Genomic DNA, 23,213 nt, shown 5'->3' with positions numbered 1-23,213 from the left:
GTGCCCGCACCGGGGCGCCACAGTGCCGCGCCGCACTTGACCGAGATCACAGTCTACGCAGGCCGCGGGGCTCCACCGCACCCCGCACCGCCCACGACGACGCCGCACGCGCGCCTCACACGCCCAGCAGCACCTCCACGAGCAGTCCCGCCGCCACGAGCAGGAAAACCACTCCGGAGACGATCTCCACCTCCGCAGTGCGGGCCTGGAACCGGCGGGCGAGGGCCGGGACGGAGCCCACCCACGCCACGGCCAGGAACCACGCCAGGCCCACCGCCACGAGCATCCCGAGCACCGTGAGCGTCTCCCACCACGCGATGTCCGTGGGGACCACGGAACCGAACAGGGCCACGAAGAACACCACGGCCTTGGCGTTGGCAAGGTTCGTCACGGTGCCCTGGGCGAGCGCCCGCCACGGGGTCAGGTGGGACGGGCCCAGGAACCGGGTCCGCCCCTGACCGGCGAGCTCCGCCTCGACCGCCTGGTCCTCGGCGAGCAGGGGCTGCACCGCGGCCTCGTCGTGCGGGACCGTGGCCCCCTGCGGTGCCGCGGTCCGGGACGCCAGCCCGGCCCGCAGCGCCCCGTACCCCATGCGGGCGAGGAACAGGGCGCCGCCCACCTGGACCACCAGCTTGAGCACGGGGTTGCCGCTGATGAGCACCGTCACGCCCAGCAGCGACAGCGTGATCCAGGCGACGTTGCCCACCATGACCCCGAGCGCGGTGAACAGCGCGCTGCGCCGCGAGGACAGGAACGCGTTGCGCAGGATCAGGAAGATGTCCGGACCGGGGACCACGATCCCCGCGATCCACAGCCCGAGCAGCGCCGCGTACTGCCCACCCGTCATGCGCGCTTGGAGTCCGTGGCCGTGCGCCAGATGTTGACACCGGCGTCCGTGACGAGCTCGTCGATGCGCCGCAGCTCGTCCTCGGAGAACTCCAGGTTCGCCACGGCACGGGCGGAGTCCTCGATCTGGCGGGCCGAGGACGCCCCCACCAGCGCGGAGGTGACCTGCCCGGACTCCTGCGGCCGCAGGGTCCAGGCGATCGCCATCTGGGCCAGGGTCTGGCCGCGGTCCTGCGCCATGGTGTTGAGCTCGCGGATCTGCTCCAGTGTCTGCTCGCTGAGCCACTCGGGGTCCAGGGACTTGCCCTCCGCCGCGCGCGAGTGCTCGGGCACGCCGTTGAGGTACTTGTCCGTGAGCATGCCCTGCGCGAGCGGGGTGAAGCAGATGGACCCCATCCCCGCCTCGGTGAGGGCGCCCAGCAGGTTCCTGCCGCCCGCGCGCTCGTCCGGCTCCTCGATCCAGCGGTTGAGCATGGAGTACGAGGGCTGGTGGATGACCAGCGGGATGCCCAGCTCGCGCATGATCCGCTGGGCCTCCAGCGTGAGGTCCGCGCCGTAGGAGGACACGCCCACGTACGTGGCCCGCCCGGAGCGCACGATGTGGTCGAGCGCCTGCATGGTCTCCTCGAGCGGGGTGTCCGGGTCCGGGCGGTGGTGGTAGAAGACGTCCACATGGTCCAGGCCCATGCGCTCCAGCGACTGGTCCAGGGAGGTCACCAGGTACTTCCGCGACCCGCCCACGTCCCCGTACGGGCCCGGCCACATGTCCCACCCGGCCTTGGAGGAGATCACCAGCTCGTGCCGACGGCCCGCGAAGTCCTCCTTGAGCAGCCGGCCGAAGTTGACCTCGGCCGCGCCCGCGGGCGGGCCGTAGTTGTTGGCCAGGTCGAAGTGGGTGATGCCCAGGTCGAACGCGCGGCGCAGCGTGGCACGCATCCCGGCCACGGGCTTGTCGTCCCCGAAGTTGTGCCACAGCCCCAGGGAGACGGCGGGCAGCTTCAGCCCGGACTCCCCCACGCGGCGGTACGGAATGGTCTCGTAGCGGTCCTCGGCGGGGGTCCACACGGTGTCGTCACCATAGATCAGCATGGTTCCCAGTGTGCCACCGCTCGGTGCTGCACGCGGCACCGGGGTGACGGCGCCCGACGCCGCCCGCGCACCTGCGCGGCGTCGGGCAGGATCGGGCCCGTGGACGGGCCCCGGCCCTGCCGCGGTCTCAGACCCGCAGCACCACGGCGGTCTCCGGGGCCACGCGGACCGTGCCCTCGGTGCCCGGCTCGGGGCCCGCACCGCTGGTGAACAGCAGCTGGGGCTCGTCCCCGCCCATGAGGGGCAGGTTCCTCGGCCCGTTCCCGAGGTTGATCGCGACGACCACGCCGTGCCCGGACTCGGGCTCGCTCATGCGCTTGAGCACGAACCACTGCTCGTCGTCACTGGCCTGGGTGGCCACGGTGTCCCAGCGCTGGTCGGTGAGCTCGGGGGTCTCGCGGCGCAGCCGGATCAGGTCCCGGTACGCGGCGAAGATCCGTTCGTGCTCGCCCTCGTGGACCTCGTCCCAGCGCAGCTTGGAGCGCTCGAACGTGGCCGGGTCCTGCGGATCCGGCACGGTGTCGTGGTCCCACGCCATCTGCGCGAACTCCGCCTTGCGGCCCTTCGCCACGGCCTCACCCAGCTCGGGCTCCGGGTGCGCGGTGAAGAACTGCCACGGGGTGCTCGCCCCGAACTCCTCCCCCATGAACAGCATGGGGGTGAACGGCTGGGTCATGAGCCACGTGGCCGCGGCAATGGCCCGGTCCGTGCTCATGGAGTGGTTCATCCGGTCACCGGCCGCGCGGTTGCCCACCTGGTCGTGGTTCTGCAGGAACGTGACGAACTGCCAGGGCCGCTGCTCCGCGGGATCGATCTCCCGGCCGTGGGAGCGGCCACGGAACGTGGAGTACGTCCCGTTGTGGAAGTACGCGGTGTGCATGGTCTTCTCGAGGGCGTGCAGGGAGGCGAAGTCCCCGTAGTAGCCGTGCGTCTCCCCCGTGAACGCGGTGTGCGCGGCGTGGTGGACGTCGTCGAGCCACTGGGCGTCCATCCCCAGCCCGTGCCGGTCCGTGGCGGCGACCATGCGGGGGTCGTTGAGGTCGGACTCGGCGATGGTCACCAGGTCCTTGCCCGTGCGTGCGGACTCCGCGGCCACGCGCTCCGCGATCTCCTCCAGGATGTGCTTCGCCCGGGCGTCCACGAGCGCGTGCACGGCGTCCAGGCGGAAGCCGTCCACGTGGTAGTCCCGCAGCCACATGGTGACGTTGTCCAGGATGTACTCGCGCACCCCGTCCGCACCCCAGCCGTCCAGGTTGATGAGGTCCCCCCAGCTGGAGGCGCCGGGCTTGAAGTAGTCCGCGAACAGGGGCAGGTAGTTGCCGCTCGGCCCCAGGTGGTTGTAGACCACGTCCTGGATCACCGAGAGGCCCCTGGTGTGGCACGCGTCCACGAAGCGCTGGTAGGCCTCCGGGCCGCCGTAGGGCTCGGCCACGGTGTACCAGGCGACCCCGTCGTAGCCCCAGTTGTGCTCGCCGTTGAAGCCGTTGACCGGCAGCAGCTCCACCGCGGTGACACCCAGGTCCACCAGGTGGTCGAGCCGCCCGATCGCGGCGTCCAGCGTGCCCTCCGGGGTGAACGTGCCCGGGTGCAGCTCGTACAGCACCGAGTCCTGCAGCGGGCGGGGGTGGAACGCGGCGTCGTGCCACTCGAAGGCGTCCGGGTCGAACGTGCACGAGAGCTCGTGCACGCCCTGCGGCTGGCGACGTGAGCGCGGGTCCGGGAGCACGTCCGAGACCTGCTCACGCTCCTTCGGGGTGCCCTCGTCGAAGGTCTTGGTGAGGATGTAGCCGTAGCGCACGGTGCCATGGGGGGCGGCGGCGTCCTCCGGGAGGGTCCACCAGCCGGGGCGGTCCGTGAGGCCCGCCATGGGGTGGTCCTCACCCTCGATGCGGACGGTGACCTTGCGGGCGTGGGGTGCCCAGACGTCGAAGCGGTGGTCGGTGCTCATGGTTCAGCCGTCCTTCCGGCGCAGGATCGCCACGGGGTAGGTGTCGAGGAGGTCGGCGAGCGTGACGGGCGCGTCCTGGGCGGCCGTGAACTCGCGGTGGGTGAGCACGTCCTGCCACGTGCCGGGGGCCAGCTCCACGGTCTCGTCCGTGAAACCGCCCTCGGCCGCCAGGGTGGCGGGGAAACGAGTGACCACCGTGGCTGCCCCACCGCGGTCGAAGCCCAGGGCGTGTTCGGCGAGCGCGCCCGTGAACTCCAGCGGGGTGTAGTCCGTGAACAGCTCGGGATGCTCGCGGCGCAGCCGCAGGGCACGGGAGGTCAGCAGCATCCGCGCCGCACCGGTCCCGTCCACGGCCGGGGTGCCGGCCGCGGAGCCGGGAACGGCGGCGTCGAGCCCGGAGAGCATCTCCTCGCGCGCCGCGAAGTCCACGGGACGCCGGTTGTCCGGGTCCACGAGGGAGGGCTCCCAGAGCTCCTGGCCCTGGTAGACGTCCGGGACGCCGGGCAGGGTCAGCTGCAGGGCGGTGGCCGCCAGGGCGTTGGCCCAGCCCGGCTCGCTGACACGGGCCACGCAGCCCTCCACCACACCGCGCGCCCGGGGGTCCGTGAAGAGGAAGTCGATGAAGCGCGTGAGCTCCCGCTCGAACTCCTCGTCCCCGTCCACCCACGCGGTGGACACGGAGGCCTCGCGCACGGCCTTCATGGCGTAGTCCACGGCGCGGTCCCGCTCGAGCGGCCACGCCCCCACCACGGCCTGCAGCACGAGGTTCACGGCGGGGCCGTCCGTCAGCGCGATCCCGGCGTCCCCGGCCCGGTGCACGAGCGTGGACACGGTCTCGGACCACATCCGCGGCAGCTCGGAGAGCACGGTGAGCCGCGCGCGCACGGCGGCGGAGCGCTTGGTGTCGTGGGTGGTCAGCGCATTCATGGTGGCGGGCGACTCCCGCTGGCGCCGGGCGGCCTCCGCGTGGAACTCCGCCGGGTCCAGGGAGAACACCGAGGGGTCCCCACCCACCTCGGTGAGGGAGGTCAGCTTCGTGAAGCGGTAGAACGCGGTGTCCTCCACGCCCTTGGCCATGACCATCCCGGAGGTCTGCTGGAAGCGGCGTGCCACCTCCGCGAGATCCTCCTCGCGGGTGGCGTCCGCGCCCAGGACGGCCGCGAGATCCGTGAGCACCTCGTCCAGCTCCGGACGCCGCTCGCGTGCCGCCGCCACGGCCTCGCGCAGGTGCTCCGCACCCTCCGGGAGGTACGTGCGGTACACGGGGAAGTTCGAGACGATCTCCGCGAGGCCGTCGTAGGCCACCGGGGCGTCGTGCGGAAAGTCGGCGGGCAGCTCGCGGACCAGGCGGTGGATCTCCGCGGCCAGGCCCTCGTCCGCCATGCGGCGCTTGGTGCCGTGGATCAGCTCGTCCCAGCGCACCGGGTCCCCGCCGCGCAGCTTCGTGTCCAGGGAGGCGAGCTCGTAGTGCCCCCGGGCGTCCGTGAGCACACGGTCGATCCAGCCCAGCGAGTCGTAGCCCGTGGTGCCGGCGGTGCGCCAGTCCGAGGGCAGGTGCTCCCCCGGCTCCAGGATCTTCTCCACCACCGTCCACGCACCACCCGTGAGCTCGGCCAGCGCGTCCAGATAGCCGCGCGGATCGCGCACCCCGTCCGGGTGGTCGATCCGCAGCCCGTCCACCAGGCCCTCGCGGAACCACCGGGAGACCTCCTGGTGGGACTCGTCGAAGACCCGGGGATCCTCCACGCGCACGCCCGCGAGGGTGGCCACGGTGAAGAACCGGCGGTAGTTCAGCTCGGAGTCGCCGCGGCGCCAGTTCACCAGCTCGTAGTGCTGACGCCCGTGCACCTCGGCGGGGTCGTCCCCGTCGGAGTACGTGCCGTCAGCCAGGGGGTACACGTTGTCGTAGTAGCGCAGGGTGCCGTCCTGCACCGAGAGGGCCGAGAGGTCCTCGTCACCGTCCCCCAGCACGGGGATGAGCACCTTGCCGTGCCCGGCCTCCCAGTCCACGTCGAAGGCTTCGGCGTACGGGCTCTGCCGCCCCTCGGCGAGCAGGGACCACCACCACGGGTTCTGCCGCGGTTCGGCCACGCCCTGGTGGTTCGGGACGATGTCCACCACCACACCCATGCCCGCCGCGTGCGCGGCCTCGGACAGTGCCGTGAGCCCCGCGGAGCCGCCGCGCTCCGGGTCCACCTCCGTGGGGTCCACCACGTCGTAGCCGTGGTCGGAGCCGCTCGTGGCGCGCAGGATGGGGGAAAGGTAGATCCAGTCCGCCCCCAGGTGGTGGATGTACGGGACCAGCTCCGCCGCTCGGTGGAGGTCCTGCTGGGACGTGATTTGCAACCGGTACGTGGAAGTGGGTGTCAGCACCGTTCCAGTCTTGCCGAGTGCGCGCTCTCGTGCCAGTCCATCCGCCGTGGGCGAGACTCCCCGGCCCTTCGCACGACGACGCCGCCCCGCCCCACCAACCGAGCGGGTGCCGGGCGGCGCCGCCGGGCACCAGGCTCTCAGGGCAGCTCCGGGGTCTCCGCGTACACGGCTGCCGACGCCGCCACGGAGGCCGCCACGGACGCGTCCGGTTCCGCCTCGGGCTCCTCCCACGCGCGCAGCATCACGGTGGACTTCCCGGCCATGCTCAGCACGGTGGAGTGCTCGCGCACCTCGCCGTCCGAGTGCTCACCGGCGGTGTCCAGGATCTCCTCCCACTTCTCGCCGTACTCGGCCGGGGGCAGGGTCACCTCCACGGTCTCCGGGTTGGAGTTGAAGTACACGATGAAGTTGTCGTCCGTGATCCGGCGGCCGCGCATGTCCACGCCCGCGATGCCCTGGCCGTTGAGCCACATGCCCACCGCACGGGCCAGGGGCTCGTCCCAGTCCGAGGGGACCATCGGGGTGCCGTCCGTGTTGAGCCACGCGATGTCCGGCATGGGATCGCCCTCGCCCAGCTCGCCCATGTCCACGGGCCGGCCGTCGAAGAACTGCGAGCGCCGGAACGTGGGGTGCTCGTGGCGCAGCCGGGTGATCGCAGCCGTGAACTCCACCAGCGGGGAGTCCACCTTCTCCCAGTTGATCCAGGTCAGCTCGTTGTCCTGGCAGTACGTGTTGTTGTTGCCCTTCTGGGTGCGGCCCAGCTCGTCGCCGTGCAGCAGCATGGGCGTGCCCTGCGAGAGCATGAGGGTGGCCAGGAAGTTGCGCTGCTGGCGGGCCCGCAGGGCCAGCACCTCGGCGTCGTCCGTGGGGCCCTCCTCCCCACAGTTCCACGAGCGGTTGTGGGACTCGCCGTCGTTGTTGTCCTCGCCGTTGGCGGCGTTGTGCTTCTCGTTGTAGGACACGAGGTCCCGCAGCGTGAAGCCGTCGTGGGCCGTGACGAAGTTGACGGAGGCGAACGGGCGGCGGCCGCTGTTCTCGTAGAGGTCGGCGGAGCCGGTCACGCGGGACGCGAACTCGCCCAGGGTGGCGGGCTCCCCTCGCCAGAAGTCGCGCACGGTGTCCCGGTACTTGCCGTTCCACTCGGTCCACTGCGGGGGGAAGTTGCCCACCTGGTAGCCGCCGGGACCGATGTCCCAGGGCTCCGCGATGAGCTTGACCTGGGAGACGATCGGATCCTGCTGGACGAGCTCGAAGAACGTGGAGAGCTTGTCCACGTCGTAGAACTCGCGCGCGAGCGTGGCCGCGAGGTCGAAGCGGAAGCCGTCCACGTGCATCTCGGTGACCCAGTAGCGCAGCGAGTCCATGATCAGCTGCAGGGAGTGCGGGTGGCGCACGTTGAGCGAGTTCCCCGTGCCCGTGTAGTCCATGTAGAACTTGTGGTCGTCGTCCACGGTGCGGTAGTAGGCGTTGTTGTCGATGCCCTTCATGGACAGCGTGGGGCCCATGTGGTTGCCCTCGGCGGTGTGGTTGTAGACCACGTCCAGGATGACCTCGATGTCCGCCTGGTGCAGGGCGCGGACCATGGCCTTGAACTCCTGCACCTGGCTGCCCAGGTGGGAGGCGGCGCTGTACTCGTTGTGCGGGGCGAAGAACGCGATCGTGTTGTAGCCCCAGTAGTTGCGCAGTCCCTTCTCCAGCAGGGTGGAGTCCTGCACGAACTGGTGCACGGGCATCAGTTCCACCGCGGTGACGCCGAGCTTCTTGAGGTGGGCGATCACGGACGGGTGGGACACGCCCGCGTAGGTGCCGCGCTGCTCCTCGGGGACCTCGGGGTGCTGCTCGGTGAGCCCCTTGACGTGCGCCTCGTAGATCACGGACTTGTGGTAGGGGGTGTGCGGCGTGCGGTCACCCTCCCAGTCGAAGAACGGGTTGATCACCACGGCCTTCATCATGTGGGGCGCGGAGTCCTGGTGGTTCTCGGAGTCCTCGTCGCCGAAGTGGTAGGAGAACAGGGACTCGTCCCAGTCGATCCCGCCCTCCACGGCCTTGGCATAGGGGTCCAGCAGCAGCTTGTCCGGGTTGCAGCGCAGGCCCTGGGACGGGTCCCACGGGCCGTGCACGCGGTAGCCGTAGCGCTGACCGGGCTGCACCGAGGGGAGGTAGCAGTGCCACACGTAGCTGTCCACGGCGGTGACCTCCACGCGGGTCTCCGTGCCGTCCTCCTCGAACAGGCACAGCTCCACGCGGTCCGCGACCTCGGAGAAGAGCGTGAAATTGGTCCCCGTGCCGTCGAATGTGGCGCCCAGCGGGTACGGGTGTCCGGGCCAAACTTCCATGTGCTTCTCCTCAGGGTGTCGTGGGGCCGAGCACGGTCTCCCCGCTCTCGGCCAACCCCCCACCATAGTGCCTCGGGGTGACACTCACGGACGGGTGAGGACCTCGCGGACGCTCTCCGCGAGCACGGACGGGGGCACGGGGCCCTCGCCGTGGGCACGTGACGCCACCGCGTGCAGCCCCGCCCCGAGCGCGGCGGCGGCCGCCCACCGGCCCTCGCCGCACGCCCAGTCCCCCAGCGGTGACAGCGCGTCCGGGTGCTCGGCCACGTGCGCCAGCACGGTGCCCAGGACCCCGGCCATGGTGTCCCCCGACCCGGCCGTGGCCAGCCAGGGGCTCGCGTCCCCCACGCTCAGGCACAGGCACCCGCCCGCCCCGGAGGACGACGCCGCCGCGCCCGTCCACGCGTCCGTTCCGCCGCGCGCTGGGGCACGGACGCCGTCCTCGCCCCGGGAACCGCCCTCTTCACCGCACTGGACACGGTCTCCACCCCCGGCCGAGGTCGCCGCCACGGGCGAGGCGATCACCGTGGTGGCACCCTTGAGCAGCACCGTGGCCCCGGTGAGACGCGCCGCCTCACGGGCCCAGTGCAGCGGGTTCGCTTCGATGTCCGTGCGTTCCACGCGGCTGGGGCTCAGCCCGAAGCCGTGCAGCCACTCGAAGATCTGCGACAGCTCTCCCGCGTGCGGGGTGAGGATCTTGTGCGGACCCAGGCGGGCATCGGCCACCGAGCGCGCGGCGGCGTCGAGCGCGCCCGCGTCCAGAACGGCGGGTTCCGGCGCCTCGATCACGGCCTGCACCCGGGCGGTCTGGGACTCGTCCCCCACCACGCCCGGTCCGGCCAGCCAGGCCTGGACGTGCACGTCCCAGGGCTGGTCGTCGGAGCACACCACCTCGGGGCTGCGGGCCAGCACCATGGCGCGGGCGGCGGCGTCACCCAGGAAGCGGACCATCCCGGCGCCCGCGTTCACGGCCGCCTGGGTGCACATGATCGCGGCACCCGGGTAGCTGGGAGCACCGGCCACCACACCCAGCACCCCGCGCGTGTACTTGGTGTCCGTGGCCCCGGGGCGCGGCCACGCGGCGAGGACGTCCTGCGCCTGGAGCCGGTGCACCGCGGCCTCGCCCAGCTCGTCCTCGATGCCGATGGGGACCACCGTGAGCTCGCCCGCGGCCTGCTCCCCCGGAGCCACCACGTGTCCGGTCTTGGCGGCACCGAACGTCACCGTGGCGTGTGCGCGCAGCACCGGCCCCGGGGCCTCGCCGGTGTCCGCGGAGACACCCGAGACCAGGTCGCAGGCCACGATCCGGGGAGTCCGTTCCGGGAACGGCACCGGGGCGCCCGCCCCGCGGACGGTGCCCCCCGGACGGCGGGCGGTGTTCTCCGATCGGTGGGCGGCGCCCTCCGCGACAGTGGCGCTCACCCGTGGAGCCGCGCCGTCGCGCCGCGCGGCGAAAGCCGTCACCAGCTGCGCCGGAAGCCCGCGCAGCCCACCGTGACCACCGGTTCCGAGCATCCCGTCCACCACGAGCTGCGCCGAGCACATGAGCGACACGACCCCGGGCACGGCGGTGGTGGGAACCTCGGCGACGTCGGCCGGCAGCTCCGTGGCACCGCCCCCGTGCGGGTCGTCCTCGGCCACGAGCCGCAGCACCCTGCCGCCCGCACGCCGAAGGACAGCCAGACCCTCCTGGTGGACCCGCGAGCCCGTGAGCACGGCGGTCACGGCCACGCCCCGACCTCTCAGGAAGGCGCCGGCCCAGAGCGCGTCCCCGCCGTTGTTGCCGGATCCCACCAGGAGCACGGCGGAGCCACCGCGCAGCAACCCCTGGGGGTTGACCCGCCTCAGCTGATCCTCGCACACCCGGGCCAGACCGCGGGCCGCGCGCCGCATGAGCGTGCCGCCCAGCCCGCCGTCCAGCGACGGCTGCTCGGCAGCGCGCACCTGGTCACCGGAATACGCCTCAATCACCGCGGGTTCCTCCCTGTCCCTCGGCCACGACGAACGCCACGGCCATGCCGCCGTCGTGGGAGATGCTCACGTGCCAGGACTCCACACCGAGGCGCCGCTGCTGCTCGGCCACGGTGCCCGTGGTGTGCAGCCGAGGTGCGCCGTGCTCGCCGTTCGTGGTCCAGCAGTCCTGCCAGACCATTCCCGGAGGCGCCTGCAGCGCCTTGGCCGCGGCCTCCTTCACGGCGAACCGCGCGGCCAGCGAACGCAGCGGCAGCTCGCGCTCGTGCGGCGCGAACAGCCGCTCGCGCAGCCGCGGCGTGCGGGCGAGCTGTCTCTCGAAGCGCGCGATGTCCACGATGTCCACGCCGGTTCCCACGATCATGCGGGCCAGCCTACCCACGCCCTCCGACCCGCACGGGCGGCCCCGCGGCGTCGTCGCCCGCCCTCGCAGACGACGACGGCGGGTGACGTCTCCCGTGGGAGACGTCACCCGCCGTCGTGGGCCGGGGCCGCCGCGGTCTACTCGACCGTGACGGACTTGGCCAGGTTGCGCGGCTGGTCCACGTCGTAGCCCTTGGCTCCCGCGAGCTCGCACGCGAAGATCTGCAGGGGGACGGTCGCCAGCAGCGGCTGCAGCAGGGTGGGCGCCTCGGGGACGTGGAAGACGTGGTTGGCGAACTCGCGCACCGCCTCGTCCCCCTCCTCGGCGATCACGATGGTCTCGGCCCCGCGCGCGCGGATCTCCTGGATGTTGGAGACCACCTTGGCGTGCAGCGAGTCCCGGCCGCGCGGCGAGGGCACGATCACGATCACCGGCTGGCCCTGGTCGATCAGGGCGATCGGCCCGTGCTTGAGCTCGCCGGCGGCGAAGCCCTCGGCGTGGATGTAGGCGATCTCCTTGAGCTTGAGCGCGCCCTCCATGGCCACGGGGTAGCCCACGTGGCGGCCCAGGAAGAGCACCGACCCGGCATCCTTCATGCCGGAGGCGAGCTCCTTGACCCGGGGCTCCACCTCGTCCAGGACCCGCTGGATCTTGGCGGGCATGGCCTCCAGCTCGGTCAGCAGGGACGCGATCTCGTCCTTGTACTTGTTGCCGCGCAGCTGGGCCAGGTACAGGCCCAGGAGGTAGGCCGCCGTGATCTGCGCCAGGAACGCCTTGGTGGAGGCCACCGCGATCTCCGGACCCGCGTGGGTGTAGAGCACCGCGTCCGCCTCACGGGGGATCGTGGAGCCGTTGGTGTTGCAGATGGCCACGACCTTGGCGCCCTGCTCCTGGGCGTGGCGCACGGCCATGAGGGTGTCCATGGTCTCGCCGGACTGGGAGACGGCCACCACGAGGGTCTTCTCGTTCACGATGGGGTCCCGGTAGCGGAACTCGTGGGCCAGCTCCACCTCGGTGGGGATCCGGCACCAGTGCTCGATGGCGTAGCGCGCCACCTGACCGGCGTACGCGGCGGTGCCGCACGCGATCACCACGATCTTGTCGATCGAGCGCAGGACCGACTCGTCGATCTTGATCTCGTCCAGCGTGAGGCTGCCGTTCTCGTCCAGACGGCCCAGCAGGGTGTCCCCCACGGCGGCGGGCTGGTCGTGGATCTCCTTCTCCATGAAGGAGGGGTAGCCGTCCTTCTCGGCGGCCGCGGCGTCCCACTCGATGTCGAAGGGCTTGCCCTGCGCCGGGTTGCCCTCGAAGTCCACGATCGTGTAGTCGTCCGCGGTGATGGTGACGATCTGGTCCTGACCCATCTCCACCGCGCGCCTGGTGTAGTCGATGAAGCCGGAGACGTCCGAGCCCAGGAAGTTCTCGCCGTCGCCCAGCCCGATCACGAGCGGGGAGTTGCGGCGTGCTGCCACCACCCGGTCCGGGACGTCCGCGTGCACGGCCAGCAGGGTGAAGGCGCCCTCCAGGCGGCGGCAGGTGTCCTGCATGGCCACCGTGAGGTCCTTCTGGCCCTCCGGCTGGGCGTTGTACGTGCGCGCAAGCAGCACGGCGGCCACCTCGGTGTCCGTCTCGGACACGAAGCTCTCACCCTGTGCGCTCAGCTCACGCTTGATCTCGCTGAAGTTCTCGATGATCCCGTTGTGGATCATGGCGAGCTTGCCGCCGTCCACCACGTGGGGGTGGGCGTTGACGTCCGAGGGACCGCCGTGGGTGGCCCAGCGGGTGTGCCCGATGCCGATGGTCGACTCCGGCAGCGGGTGCTCCTCGAGCTCCGCCACCAGGTTGCTGAGCTTTCCCGCCTTCTTGCGGTACTCCACCTCGCCGTCCGCGATGACGGCCACTCCGGCGGAGTCGTACCCCCGGTACTCCAGGCGGCGCAGCCCCTCGAGAATCACGTCGAGTGCAGTGTGCTTCCGCCCCTCAGCACGCTCTGAGCCCACATATCCCACAATTCCACACATGCGAAGCACTGTACCGGAAACGCATCGTGCCCTACGCTCCCCACCCCACCGCGGGCCTACACTGGTCCGAGCATGAGCACACACCCCCTTTCCCAGCGCGTCTCTCCCTTCGTGGAGCTGGACCGCCAGACGTGGTCCCGTCTCTCGCACGAGATCGACGTCCCCCTCACCGCGCAGGAGATCGAGAACCTGCGCGGTCTCGGTGACCGCCTGGACGTGGACGAGGTGCGCGAGGTGTACCTGCCCCTCTCCCGGCTGCTCACGCTCTACGACATGTCCTCCACGCAGCTCAACGCGGCGACCAACTCGTTCCTCGGGGAGCACCACGCACGCACCCCGTTCGTGATCGGGATCGCCGGTTCCGTGGCGGCGGGCAAGTCCACCACGGCGCGCCTGCTGCGGGAGATGCTCGCCCGCTGGCCCTCCACCCCGAACGTCCAGCTGGTCACCACCGACGGCTTCCTGTACCCCAATGCCGAGCTCAAGCGGCGGGGACTCATGGACCGCAAGGGGTTCCCCGAGTCCTACGACCGCCGCGCGCTGCTGCGCTTCGTCTCGGAGATCAAGTCCGGGGCCCCCGAGGTGCGCGCACCCAAGTACTCCCACGTGACCTACGACATCCTGCCGGACGAGGAGGTCGTGGTCACGCGCCCGGACGTGGTGATCGTGGAGGGGCTCAACGTCCTCGCCCCCGCCAAGCTGGAGAGCGGCAAGCGCACGGCCCTGGCACTGAGCGACTTCTTCGACTTCAGCATCTACGTGGATGCCCGCACCCAGGACATCGAGAGCTGGTACGTGGACCGCTTCCGCGCGCTGCGCTCCTCCGCCTTCGCGGACCCGGAGTCCTACTTCCACCGCTACGCGAGCCTCACGGACGAGGAGGCGCGCGACGTGGCCACGGACATCTGGCACCGGATCAACGAGCCGAACCTCGTCCAGAACGTCCGCCCCACCCGGGGCCGGGCGCGGCTCATCCTCTCCAAGGACCACGACCACAAGATCCGTCGGGTGCTGCTGCGCAAGAACTGAGCCGGGCACGCCGGGAAAAGTGCTCAGCCTCCTTGCTTTTCGCATGCGTTCCGCGATAGGTTACGCCGCCGATTTCCCGATCCTTGACGACGCTCTGTACTGTGAGCGCCATGCTTAGTGGTTTCAAAGAATTCATCATGAAGGGCAACGTGATGGACCTGGCCGTGGCCGTCATCATCGGCGCCGCCTTCTCCAAGATCGTCAACGCCCTCGTGGAGAGCGTGCTCATGCCCGCCATCTCCGCCGTCGTGGGGTCCCCCAACTTCGACACCTTCGCCGTGGTCACCCTGCGCGGCAACGAGCTGAAGTTCGGCGTCCTGCTGACCGCCGTCGTCAACTTCCTGCTCATCGCGGCCGCCGTGTACTTCTGCATCGTGATGCCCATGAACAAGATGATCGAGCGCCGCAACCGTCGCATGGGCATCGAACCCACCGAGGAGCCCGCGGATCCCAACACCGTGCTGCTGACCGAGATCCGCGACGCGCTCACGGCCCATCCCGACGCCCTGCGCACCGAGGGCCGTCACTCCGGCCCGGCCGTCTGACCCCTCCCCCACGACCCAGCTCACGACAGAGGGCCCCGCATCCACCACGGATGCGGGGCCCTCTGCGCCGACTGCCGACTCTCCCGCGGGCACAGGGCTCCGGGACAGGTCTCCCCCGGGCCCCGTACCAGGTGACCGGCTACAGACTCAGGTGCCCCTCCACCACGGAGACCAGCTCCTCGGCCTCGCGCCGGGCGTCCTCGTGGGTGGCGGCCTCCACCATCACCCGGACCACCGGTTCGGTGCCGGAGGGGCGGAGCAGCACACGGCCCTCCTCCCCGAGGCGCTCCTCGGTGCGGGACACCGCCTCGAGCACCGGGGCGCTCGTCTTCGCGGCCGCCTTGTCCACGTTCTTCACGTTGATCATGACCTGGGGCATCCGGGTCATGGACCGCGCCAGTTCCTGCAGCGGCATTCCCGTCTGGGCCACCCGTGAGGCCAGCATCAACCCGGTGAGCAGGCCGTCACCGGTGGTGGCGTAGTCGGCCATGATCACGTGGCCGGACTGCTCACCACCCAGGTTGTAGCCGTTGGCCACCATGGACTCCAGGACGTAGCGGTCCCCCACGGAGGTGCGGACCAGGTTGATCCCCGCGTCCTGCAGCGCCAGCTGCAGGCCCAGGTTGCTCATGACCGTGGCCACGAGCGTGTCCTCGCGCAGCGTGCCGGCATCCTTCATGGCCAGGGCCAGGATGCACATGATCTGGTCACCGTCCACCTCGGTGCCGGTGTGATCCACCGCGAGGCACCGGTCGGCGTCGCCGTCGTGGGCGATGCCCATGTCCGCGCCCAGCTCGCGCACCGCCCGCTTCAGCGGATCCAGGTGCGTGGAGCCCACGCCGTCGTTGATGTTCAACCCGTCCGGCTCCGCGCCGATCACGTGCACGGTGGCACCTGCGTCGCGGAACGCGTCCGGCGAGGCACCCGAGGCCGCCCCGTGGGCGCAGTCCAGAACGATGGACAGCCCGTCCAGGCGGTTGGGAATCGCTCCCACGAGGTGGAGGATGTAGCGGTCCTCCGCATCGGACAGGCGGGTCACGCGGCCCACGTCCGCCCCGGTGGGGCGCACGAACTCCTTGGACTCGTAGACCTCCTGGATGCTGTCCTCCACGGCGTCGGGGAGCTTCTTGCCCCCGTGGGCCAGGAACTTGATCCCGTTGTCCGGCGCGGGGTTGTGGGACGCGGAGATCATCACGCCGAAGTCGGCGTCGATGTCCCCCACCAGGTACGCGGCCGCAGGAGTGGGGAGCACGCCGGCGTCGTACACGTCCACGCCGGAGCTCGCGAGACCCGCGGTGACCGCGGCCCCGATGAACTCCCCGCTGGCACGGCCGTCCCGGGCCACCACGGCCGTGGGGCGCCTTCCGTGCTCCGCGTGACGGTGACCCAGGACGATCGCCGCGGCCTGCGAGAGTTCCATGGCAAGTTCAGCTGTGAGGAGGCCGTTCGCGAGTCCGCGGACGCCGTCCGTTCCAAAGATTCTAGACATCGCAGATCATCCTACGGCCCTCCGCTGGGGAAACCCGGCGCATCCGCCTCAGTCCTTGCCCGGACGCACCACCGGGAACCCGTCCGGGTTGGCACCGTTGTCGTCGGTGAGGTCGGACGCGCCCCCCACGATCCTGGAATCCACCACGCCCACGAGTTCGCGATCCTTGTTGGGGTAGTCGAACTGGTTGAGCACGTGGCGCATGGCCTCCAGGCGGGCCCGCTTCTTGTCGTTGGACTTGATCACGGTCCAGGGCGCGTCCCCGGTGTCCGTGTAGAAGAACATGGCCTCCTTGGCCTCGGTGTAGTCGTCCCACTTGTCCAGGGACGCCACGTCCGTGGGGGACAGCTTCCACTGGCGCACCGGGTCCGTCCGCCGGGACTGGAACCGTGCCAGCTGCTCCGCCCGGGTCACGGAGAACCAGAACTTGATGAGGTGCGTGTCCGAGTTCACGAGCATGCGTTCGAACTCGGGCGCCTGGCGCATGAACTCGTAGTACTGCTGGGAGGTGCAGTAGCCCATCACGCGCTCCACGCCCGCGCGGTTGTACCAGGAGCGGTCCATGAGCACGATCTCACCGCCGGAGGGCAGGTGCTGCACGTAGCGCTGGAAGTACCACTGGGTCTGCTCGATGTCCGTGGGCTTCTCCAGCGCCACCACACGCGCCCCGCGGGGGTTCATGTGCTCGGTGAAACGCTTGATCGCCCCGCCCTTGCCGGCGGCGTCACGGCCCTCGAAGATGATGAGCAGCTTCTGGCCCGTCTCCTTGATCCACAGCTGCAGCTTCAGCAGCTCGATCTGCAGGGCGCGCTTGGTCTTCTCGTACTCCTTGCGGGACAGCTTCTCGTCGTACGGGTAGCCGATCTTCCACGCCTGGGAGTCCTTGACCCCGCTCTCCTTGTGGAGCTTCTTGTCCAGTTCGGAGATCTCGTCCAGCTCCGCCGCGTAGTCCTCCACCACGGAGACCCGGTGCTGCTCCTTCTTGAGCGCCTCCTGGACCGCGTGGCCCTTGACGACGTGCTGCGCCGCCTCGTCCTCCGCCTTCTCGATGATGGCGTTCTCCTGCTGCTGGTCCGGTTGCTTGCTCATGCGGGCCCTCTCGTGACGGTGCGGTGGGAGCGACGGTGCTCCGGCTCACATTTTACGCCCGCGTCATCCGTGGGTTGCCCGCAAAACACCCCGGGCACGGGGCAGGGCCCCGGCTCCCGGCCGAAGCCGGGGGACGAGGCCCTGTCGGAGAACGCCTGGGCTGAGCCGGGCCGTTCCCGTGTTTAGCGCTTGGAGTACTGCGGAGCCTTGCGGGCCTTCTTGAGACCGGCCTTCTTGCGCTCGATGACGCGGGCGTCGCGAGTGAGGAAGCCAGCCTTCTTGAGGGCCGGGCGGTTGTGCTCGGCGTCGATCTCGTTGAGCGCACGAGCCACGCCCAGGCGCAGCGCGCCGGCCTGGCCGGAGGGGCCGCCGCCGGAGATGCGGGCGATCACGTCGTAGCCGCCCTGCAGCTCGAGGAGGGTGAACGGATCGTTCACCTCCTGCTGGTGCAGCTTGTTGGGGAAGTACTCCTCCAGGCTGCGGCCGTTGACGGTCCACTTGCCGGAGCCGGGGACCAGGCGCACGCGGGCCACGGCCTGCTTGCGGCGGCCCACTGCCTGGCCGGGCACCGTCAGCGCGGGGCGCTCGGACAGGACCGCACCGGTGGCGGACTCGGTGGACTCGGAGGTGTAGCTGGTCAGCTCCACGTCCTCGGTGATCTGCTCGTCAGTGTTCTGAGCCACGATTCTCCTTATGTGTTCTTCGTTGGCCCGAATTACTGGGCGACCTGGGTGAATTCGTAGGGCGTGGGCTGCTGCGCCGCGTGCGGGTGCTCGGCACCGGCGTACACCTTCAGCTTGGACAGCTGCTGGGCGGCCAGCTTGTTCTTGGGCAGCATGCCCTTCACGGCCTTCTCGACGGCGCGCGTGGGGTTCTTGGCGAGCAGCTCGGCGTAGTTGGTGGACTTGAGTCCGCCCGGGTAGCCGGAGTGCCGGTAGGCGCGCTTCTTCTGGAGCTTGGCGCCGGTCAGGGCCACCTTCTCCGCGTTGATGATGATGACGAAATCGCCGGTGTCCACGTGGGGGGCGAAGGTCGGCTTGTGCTTCCCGCGCAGCAGTGTTGCGGTCTGGCTGGCAAGACGACCCAGGACGACGTCGGTGGCGTCGATGACGTGCCACTGACGCTGGACGTCACCGGGCTTCGGAGTGTACGTACGCACGTTGATCTGCCTTCGTTTGTCTGGTGAAGACACGATTACTCGTGTCGATCTGTTCCGCTGTGCTTCGGGGCCCGGGTGAGATCCGGGCGGCATCCGTGCGTCCGCAACCCGGTGCACCGCTCGGCCGTGCGCTCTGCAACATGAGCGACCGTAGCGGGTACACGTGAACCGGGGCAGAACACGCACAACAGCGCCCCATGCTACCGGATTGCCGCCCCACGTGCCACCTGGCTCCGCGCCGCGGGGCCGCGCGCGGACACCGCACGAGCGGGCGCTCGGAGCCGCGCCGTCCCCGCGCGGATCGTCTCACGCCTCCTCGCGCCGGGCCCGGGTGAGCACCGCTCGCTCCTCGAGCCGGGACGCCTCGGGGTAGTCCACGGCGTCCAGCACGAGCCCGTGCGCCGGGGCCATCACGACGGACGCGTCCCGGGTCCGCGCGCGCAGCCGCTCGCCCGGCCAGGCGGCGGCGCGCCGCCCCTCCCCCACCCGCACGACGGCACCCACGACCGAGCGCACCATGTGGTGGCAGAACGCGTCCGCGGTGAGCCGCACCGTGATCATCCCCGTGCCGTCCCGCCGCACTCCCGCGCGCTGCAGCTCGCGCACGGTGGTGGCGCCCTCGCGCGGCTTGCAGAAGCTCAGGAAGTCGTGCAGCCCCAGCAGCTCGCGCACGGCGGCGTCCATCGCGGGAACGTCCAGCTCCCGCCCCAGCCACCACGCGAACCCCCGGGTCAGGGGGTCGTGACCGGTCACGGTGTCCGCGATCCGGTAGAGGTAGCCGCGGGACAGCGCGGAGAAGCGGGCGTCGAACCCCGCGGGCGCCACGACGACGTCATGCACCACCACCGCGCCCACGGCCGGCTCCCAGCCGTCCGCCGTGCGGTCCTTGCCGAGCACCCGGTTCAACGCGCCGTTCAGTCGACGCGTGAGCCCGGGGACGGGTTCACCCGACCACGCTGCGTCCTCGCCGCCCCCGTCAGGGCCGGGCGGCGACGGGACGCGGGACGCGGCGTCGCCGTCGGATGCCCGCACCGTCGCGTCGGGGGCGCAGCCCCCGCTGGCTGCCCGCCTGCCGCGCGTACCGTCCTCGTCGGGCGCGGTCGGTTCCCCGCCGGAAGCCCCTGCGCGCCGCACGACCTCCGAGGGGACGTCCACGTGCAGCGTCTGGCGCCGCGCGTGCACTCCCGTGTCGGTGCGCCCGGCCACCACCGTGGTGCACGGGCGGCGCACAACGAGCTCGAGCGCGTCCTCCACGGCGGACTGGACGCTGGGCAGCCCCGGCTGCCGCGCCCACCCGCGGAACGGAGCGCCGTCGTAGGCCAGGTCGATGCGCAGCCTGGTCAGTTCGTCCTGCACGAATCCTGCTCCTCTCCCCCCGCACGGACTCCGGGTACGACGACGCCGCCGCAGGCTACCTGCGGCGGCGTCGGAACCGGTGCTCACGCGACCGGGAACCTCGCGACTACTCGGAGATCTTCTGGGCGGCTGCGCCACCCGCGGGCTGGAAGCCGGCTGCCTCGGCGTTGGCCGGGGAGTCGAACCAGATCTCCGCAGTGGTGCCGGAGTACCAGCGCGAACCGGGCACGTGGTACTTCATGGAGTTGCGGTTGCCCTTGACGGCATAGCCCTCGGGGGCCTCACCGGACTCCAGCGGGGCGTGCGAGCCGGGGAACTCGGCGTTCTGGTTCTCGGCGGCGACCTCGGCGGCCTCCTCGGAGCCCACGGCCGGGGCCTGCTCGTCCGCGGGGATCTCCTTCTCCTTGACGTCCGCGGCCGAGGAACCGGCCGGGGTGTCCACGGGGGCGGCGGGAGCCGGCGCGGCCTTGGCAGTGGCCCGCTCCGCCTCGGACACCGTGGCCTTGGAGGCCACGGGCTCCATGACCAGCTCGATCACGGCCATGGGGGCGTTGTCACCCTTGCGGTTGCCGATCTTGGTGATGCGCGTGTAGCCGCCCTCGCGGCCCTCCATGGCGGAGGCGATGCTGGTGAACAGCTCGTGCACCACGGACTTGTCGGTCAGCTGGCGCATGACACGACGGCGGGAGGCGAGGTCACCGCGCTTGGCGAAGGTGATCAGGCGCTCGGCCACGGGACGCAGGCGCTTGGCCTTGGTCACGGTGGTGGTGATGCGCTTGTGCTCGAACAGCTGCTGGGACATGTTCGAGAGGATCATGCGCTCGTGGGTCGGCCCGGCGCCGAGACGGGGTCCCTTGGTAGGGGTAGGCATATCAGGTCTCCTGGTGATCGGTCCCGCGCGGTCGCCTCAGCGGCCACGGGGCACGGAAAGTGGTGTGCGCGTCAGTCGAGATCGACGTCGAACGGGTTGTTGTTGTCGTCCTCGTCCTCGAGGGACGCCGCGTGGGCGGCGAGGTCGTAGCCCGGAGGGGAATCCTTCAGGGCCAGGCCCAGCTCGCCGAGCTTGTCCTTGACCTCGTCGATGGACTTGGCACCGAAGTTGCGGATGTCCATGAGGTCCGCCTCGGAACGGCCCACGAGCTCACCCACGCTGTGGATGCCCTCGCGCTTGAGGCAGTTGTACGAGCGGACGGACAGCTCGAGGTCCTCGATGGGCAGCGCCATGTCCGCAGCCGCAGCCGCGTCCGTGGGCGACGGCCCGATCTCGATGCCCTCGGCCGCGGAGTTCAGCTCACGGGCCAGCCCGAACAGCTCCACCAGCGTGGTGCCCGCGGAAGCCACCGCGTCACGCGGGGAGATGGCCTCCTTGGTCTCCACGTCGAGGATGAGCTTGTCGAAGTCGGTGCGCTGCTCCACACGGGTGGCCTCCACGCGGAAGGTCACCTTGAGGACGGGCGAGTAGATCGAGTCCACGGGGATCCGACCGACCTCCGCGTCACCGGACTTGTTCTGCGCCGCCGAGACGTAGCCGCGGCCGCGCTCGATGGTCAGCTCGATCTCCAGCTGACCCTTGGAGTTCAGCGTGGCGATGTGCAGCTCCGGGTTGTGGACCTCCACACCGGCCGGGGCCGAGATGTCCGCGGCGGTGACCTCGCCCGGGCCCTGCTTGCGCAGCCATGCGGTCACGGGCTCGTCCTCCTCGGAGGACAGCGAGAGCTTCTTGATGTTCAGGATGAGCTCGGTGACGTCCTCCTTGACGCCCTCCACCGTGGAGAACTCGTGCAGCACGCCGTCGATGCGGATGCTGGTCACGGAGGCCCCGGGGATGGAGGACAGGAGCGTGCGGCGCAGGGAGTTGCCGAGGGTGTAGCCGAAACCCGGCTCGAGCGGTTCGATCACGAACCGGGAGCGGTTGTCCGCCACGACCTCTTCCGTGAGGGTGGGACGCTGTGCGATGAGCACTGATGTTTCCTTTCAGCGTGCCTCCGCCATATGACGCACGCAGGTGGTGGAAAACAAAATGGGTGGATGCCGCGGTGAGCAGGCGTGGTCACCGCGTCGATGCGTGGTCACCGGACCCCGAGGGGCCCGGTGACCACGCGACACGAATCAGACGCGGCGGCGCTTGGGGGGACGGCAGCCGTTGTGCGCGGACGGGGTCACGTCCTGGATGGAGCCGACCTCCAGCCCGGTTGCCTGCAGGGCGCGGATCGCGGTCTCGCGTCCCGAGCCCGGTCCCTTGACGAACACATCCACCTTGCGCATGCCGTGCTCCTGCGCACCCTTGGCAGCGGCCTCCGCGGCCTGCTGGGCGGCGAACGGCGTGGACTTGCGCGAGCCCTTGAAGCCCACGCCGCCGGCCGAGGCCCACGACAGGACCGCACCCGAGGGATCGGTGATGGACACGATGGTGTTGTTGAACGTGGACTTGATGTGAGCCTGACCTTGGGTCACATTCTTGTTCACCTTGCGACGGGGCTTGCGGGCCGCCGTCGCGCGAGTCTTCTGGGCCATGGATTCTCCTACAAAGATCTTCGACGTTGATCAGCCATCTGCGCGATGGCGACCACGATTACTTCTTCTTACCGGCGACCGTGCGCTTGGGACCCTTGCGGGTGCGTGCGTTGGTCTTGGTGCGCTGGCCGTGGACGGGCAGACCGCGGCGGTGGCGCAGGCCCTGGTAGCTGCCGATCTCGACCTTGCGGCGGATGTCGGCGGCCACCTCACGGCGCAGATCGCCTTCGACCTTGTAGTTGCCTTCGATGTAGTCGCGCAGCTCCACGAGCTGCGGATCGGTGAGATCCTTGACGCGCACGTCCCCGGAGATGCCCGTGGCTTCCAGGGTTTCCAGTGCGCGGGTACGGCCCACGCCGTAGATGTAGGTCAGCGCAACTTCCAGCCGCTTTTCACGGGGAAGATCGACGCCTGCGAGACGAGCCATAGTGGCGGTTCTCCTTGTTGTACCGGAGGTCTTGAACACCGCGTCCCAATCGGTTCACGATCGGTCTCCGGCCTCCGTGCCGGGGGTTGCCGCGCCCTGGGGCGGCGGCTGCGGTGTCCGTTCTTGTCAATCCACTTGCGTGGGCGGGAGCGTTCCCGTCAGCCCTGGCGCTGCTTGTGCCGGGGGTTCTCGCAGATCACCATGACCCGCCCGTTGCGGCGGATCACCTTGCACTTGTCGCAGATCTGCTTGACGCTCGGTTGGACCTTCATCGCATTCCTTCGCGTACTAGTTGTGGCGTGTGCACTGTGGCCGTGCGCCACACGCAGAACTTCCTGCGTGCAGTGCCCGGCCGCGGATGCTACTTGTAGCGGTAGACGATCCGGCCTCGGGAAAGGTCATAGGGACTCAGCTCCACCACGACACGATCCTCGGGGAGGATCCTGATGTAGTGCTGGCGCATCTTGCCAGAGATGTGGGCGAGCACCTTGTGACCGTTGGTCAGCTCAACGCGGAACGACGCGTTGGGCAGTGCCTCGACCACAGTGCCTTCGATCTCGATGACTCCGTCTTTCTTGGCCATATCCTCCGCTAACTTCTCGAGGGGTCCGGATGTCTGTCCGGACGGCGGTGCTCGAATCGTGCGTCCCCCAGACG

At 70.2% G+C, this 23,213-nt stretch carries 21 protein-coding genes; 2 read left to right on the top strand and 19 right to left on the bottom strand.

Annotated elements, in window-relative coordinates; genetic code table 11:
• Positions 1-115 precede the first annotated feature (115 nt).
• From EAE32_RS04445 to glmS, 8 genes are all read right to left on the bottom strand, one after another.
• Positions 116-847, bottom strand: coding sequence for a LysE family translocator (locus tag EAE32_RS04445; protein WP_121864286.1), 732 nt, complete (start codon positions 845-847; stop codon positions 116-118).
• The gene (mgrA, locus tag EAE32_RS04440) at positions 844-1,935 is read right to left on the bottom strand and encodes an L-glyceraldehyde 3-phosphate reductase (protein WP_121864285.1); all 1,092 of its coding nucleotides are present in this window, start codon (positions 1,933-1,935) and stop codon (positions 844-846) included. Before mgrA ends, EAE32_RS04445 begins: the two co-directional genes overlap by 4 nt.
• A 127-nt stretch (positions 1,936-2,062) precedes the next feature.
• Complete coding sequence (gene treZ, locus EAE32_RS04435) at positions 2,063-3,883, bottom strand: malto-oligosyltrehalose trehalohydrolase (RefSeq protein ID WP_121864284.1); 1,821 nt, start codon at positions 3,881-3,883, stop codon at positions 2,063-2,065.
• Between the two features lie 3 nt (positions 3,884-3,886).
• A complete protein-coding gene (gene treY, locus EAE32_RS04430; RefSeq protein ID WP_121864283.1) occupies positions 3,887-6,256 on the bottom strand; it encodes a malto-oligosyltrehalose synthase in 2,370 nt (789 codons plus the stop codon).
• A gap of 137 nt (positions 6,257-6,393) precedes the next feature.
• On the bottom strand, positions 6,394-8,592 hold the full coding sequence (gene glgX, locus EAE32_RS04425) for a glycogen debranching protein GlgX (RefSeq protein ID WP_121845869.1): 2,199 nt from the start codon (positions 8,590-8,592) through the stop codon (positions 6,394-6,396).
• Positions 8,593-8,676: 84 nt separating this feature from the next.
• A complete protein-coding gene (locus tag EAE32_RS04420; RefSeq protein ID WP_165860443.1) occupies positions 8,677-10,563 on the bottom strand; it encodes a bifunctional ADP-dependent NAD(P)H-hydrate dehydratase/NAD(P)H-hydrate epimerase in 1,887 nt (628 codons plus the stop codon).
• Complete coding sequence (locus EAE32_RS04415; protein WP_121864282.1) at positions 10,556-10,927, bottom strand: holo-ACP synthase; 372 nt, start codon at positions 10,925-10,927, stop codon at positions 10,556-10,558. The genes EAE32_RS04420 and EAE32_RS04415 overlap by 8 nt, the downstream gene beginning before the upstream one ends.
• 137 nt (positions 10,928-11,064) lie before the next feature.
• On the bottom strand, positions 11,065-12,948 hold the full coding sequence (glmS, locus tag EAE32_RS04410; protein ID WP_121864281.1) for a glutamine--fructose-6-phosphate transaminase (isomerizing): 1,884 nt from the start codon (positions 12,946-12,948) through the stop codon (positions 11,065-11,067).
• 72 nt (positions 12,949-13,020) lie between these two features.
• Between glmS and coaA the strand changes: the two genes are divergently transcribed.
• Together coaA and mscL are read left to right on the top strand one after the other, a co-directional pair.
• Positions 13,021-13,977 (top strand): type I pantothenate kinase, encoded by a 957-nt coding sequence (gene coaA / locus EAE32_RS04405; protein ID WP_121845087.1) that lies wholly within the window; start codon positions 13,021-13,023, stop codon positions 13,975-13,977.
• A 110-nt stretch (positions 13,978-14,087) separates the two neighbouring features.
• Positions 14,088-14,522: a large conductance mechanosensitive channel protein MscL gene (mscL, locus tag EAE32_RS04400; RefSeq protein ID WP_121845091.1), complete on the top strand. Its 435-nt coding sequence runs from the start codon at positions 14,088-14,090 to the stop codon at positions 14,520-14,522.
• Between the two features lie 139 nt (positions 14,523-14,661).
• On the opposite strand, the gene glmM is transcribed toward mscL, so the two are convergent.
• From glmM to infA, 11 genes are all read right to left on the bottom strand, one after another.
• Positions 14,662-16,011 (bottom strand): phosphoglucosamine mutase, encoded by a 1,350-nt coding sequence (gene glmM, locus EAE32_RS04395; protein WP_121864280.1) that lies wholly within the window; start codon positions 16,009-16,011, stop codon positions 14,662-14,664.
• 48 nt (positions 16,012-16,059) lie between these two features.
• Complete coding sequence (gene ppk2 / locus EAE32_RS04390) at positions 16,060-17,100, bottom strand: polyphosphate kinase 2 (protein WP_165860311.1); 1,041 nt, start codon at positions 17,098-17,100, stop codon at positions 16,060-16,062.
• Positions 17,101-17,282: 182 nt separating this feature from the next.
• On the bottom strand, positions 17,283-17,783 hold the full coding sequence (rpsI, locus tag EAE32_RS04385) for a 30S ribosomal protein S9 (protein ID WP_121845085.1): 501 nt from the start codon (positions 17,781-17,783) through the stop codon (positions 17,283-17,285).
• A gap of 32 nt (positions 17,784-17,815) precedes the next feature.
• Positions 17,816-18,259 carry a 50S ribosomal protein L13 gene (rplM, locus tag EAE32_RS04380; protein WP_121845084.1) on the bottom strand — a complete coding sequence of 148 codons (444 nt, stop codon included), beginning with the start codon at positions 18,257-18,259 and terminating at the stop codon, positions 17,816-17,818.
• Between the two features lie 306 nt (positions 18,260-18,565).
• The gene (locus EAE32_RS04375; RefSeq protein WP_121864279.1) at positions 18,566-19,615 is read right to left on the bottom strand and encodes a tRNA pseudouridine synthase A; all 1,050 of its coding nucleotides are present in this window, start codon (positions 19,613-19,615) and stop codon (positions 18,566-18,568) included.
• Positions 19,616-19,721: 106 nt separating this feature from the next.
• Positions 19,722-20,486 carry a 50S ribosomal protein L17, sunset domain variant gene (rplQ, locus tag EAE32_RS04370; protein ID WP_121864278.1) on the bottom strand — a complete coding sequence of 255 codons (765 nt, stop codon included), beginning with the start codon at positions 20,484-20,486 and terminating at the stop codon, positions 19,722-19,724.
• A gap of 71 nt (positions 20,487-20,557) precedes the next feature.
• Positions 20,558-21,577: a DNA-directed RNA polymerase subunit alpha gene (locus EAE32_RS04365; RefSeq protein WP_121845081.1), complete on the bottom strand. Its 1,020-nt coding sequence runs from the start codon at positions 21,575-21,577 to the stop codon at positions 20,558-20,560.
• 147 nt (positions 21,578-21,724) lie between these two features.
• Positions 21,725-22,129 (bottom strand): 30S ribosomal protein S11, encoded by a 405-nt coding sequence (gene rpsK, locus EAE32_RS04360; protein ID WP_055085385.1) that lies wholly within the window; start codon positions 22,127-22,129, stop codon positions 21,725-21,727.
• Positions 22,130-22,187: 58 nt separating this feature from the next.
• On the bottom strand, positions 22,188-22,556 hold the full coding sequence (gene rpsM / locus EAE32_RS04355) for a 30S ribosomal protein S13 (RefSeq protein ID WP_012397713.1): 369 nt from the start codon (positions 22,554-22,556) through the stop codon (positions 22,188-22,190).
• A 158-nt stretch (positions 22,557-22,714) separates the two neighbouring features.
• Positions 22,715-22,828, bottom strand: coding sequence for a 50S ribosomal protein L36 (rpmJ, locus tag EAE32_RS04350; RefSeq protein WP_012397712.1), 114 nt, complete (start codon positions 22,826-22,828; stop codon positions 22,715-22,717).
• Between the two features lie 89 nt (positions 22,829-22,917).
• Positions 22,918-23,139 carry a translation initiation factor IF-1 gene (infA, locus tag EAE32_RS04345; RefSeq protein WP_012397711.1) on the bottom strand — a complete coding sequence of 74 codons (222 nt, stop codon included), beginning with the start codon at positions 23,137-23,139 and terminating at the stop codon, positions 22,918-22,920.
• Between the last annotated feature and the right edge of the window lie 74 nt (positions 23,140-23,213).

Origin of the sequence: Kocuria tytonicola (assembly GCF_003687175.1) — a bacterium.
Taxonomy (GTDB): Bacteria; Actinomycetota; Actinomycetes; order Actinomycetales; family Micrococcaceae; genus Kocuria; species Kocuria tytonicola.
Note: the sequence above shows the minus strand (reverse complement) of the source record. Positions and strands in the feature narration are given on the sequence as shown.